The sequence below is a fragment of the Oleiphilus sp. HI0080 genome, assembly GCF_001635135.1.
This window is the reverse complement of record NZ_LWFU01000991.1, coordinates 1-1,097: the sequence shown is the minus strand read 5'-3', so window position 1 is coordinate 1,097 and position 1,097 is coordinate 1. Positions and strand designations below refer to the sequence as shown.

At 50.0% G+C, this 1,097-nt stretch carries 1 protein-coding gene; it reads right to left on the bottom strand.

The window, feature by feature from the left end:
* Positions 1-43 precede the first annotated feature (43 nt).
* Positions 44-1,096: a peptide chain release factor 1 gene (gene prfA / locus A3751_RS18965; RefSeq protein ID WP_082863378.1), complete on the bottom strand. Its 1,053-nt coding sequence runs from the start codon at positions 1,094-1,096 to the stop codon at positions 44-46.
* Position 1,097: the final 1 nt, after the last annotated feature.

Here is a 1,097-nt window from a genome sequence, read left to right as displayed (position 1 = left end):
GCATCAGCAATGGTTAGCGACATGACAGTACACAACAAGAGCGCTAGCCCTCGTTAATACTCGCGAGCAGTTCAGCCTGATGCTCCTGCAACAGAGGATCAATAATCACCCCAAGATCACCCTCCATGACCTCTGCCAACTTGTACAAGGTTAAATTGATGCGATGATCGGTGACACGCCCTTGCGGATAGTTATAGGTTCGAATACGCTCAGAACGATCACCACTACCCACCAAGCTCTTACGCTGGCTGGATTGCTCGGCCGCTGCGGCTTCTTGCTCAGCACTTAACAGTTTAGATGCAAGCAAGGTCATCGCCTTTGCCTTGTTCTTGTGTTGCGATCGCTCGTCCTGACACTCAACGACAACACCGGTTGGCAAGTGGGTAATACGAATTGCAGAATCTGTTTTGTTGACGTGCTGACCACCCGCACCAGAGGCACGAAACGTATCAATCCGAAGATCAGCCTTATTGATTTCCACATCATCCACTGACTCAATCTCAGGCATAACGGCAACCGTACACGCAGACGTATGAATGCGGCCCTGCGATTCTGTCTCTGGTACGAGCTGCACTCGATGCGCTCCAGATTCAAATTTCAGCGCACCAAATACACCATCGCCAATCACGCGAGTAATAATCTCCTTGTATCCGCCATGCTCACCCAAGCTTTCGCTGACGACTTCCATTTTCCAACGTCTTTGCTCTGCATAACGAGAGTACATGCGAAAAAGGTCCCCAGAAAAAATCGCCGCCTCATCACCACCTGTGCCAGCTCTAATTTCAAGAAACACGTTGTTACCATCGTTTGGATCTTTTGGCAGTAAAAGTACCTGCAACTCGTCCGTCAGGCCGACCAGGTTTTCTTGCGCAGCCGACAACTCCTCTTGCGCCATTTCACGCATATCGGCATCGCCATCGGACATAAGCGCTTTCGCTTCTTCAATGTCATCCTGCGCCTGTCGATATCGGCCATAGCACTGAACAACCGGCTCCAACTCCGAGTATTCCTTTGAGTAGTCTCGGAACTTGTTTTGATCTGAGATCACGCTAGGATCACTCAAAAGTGCACCAAGCTCCTCATAGCGATCGGTTATT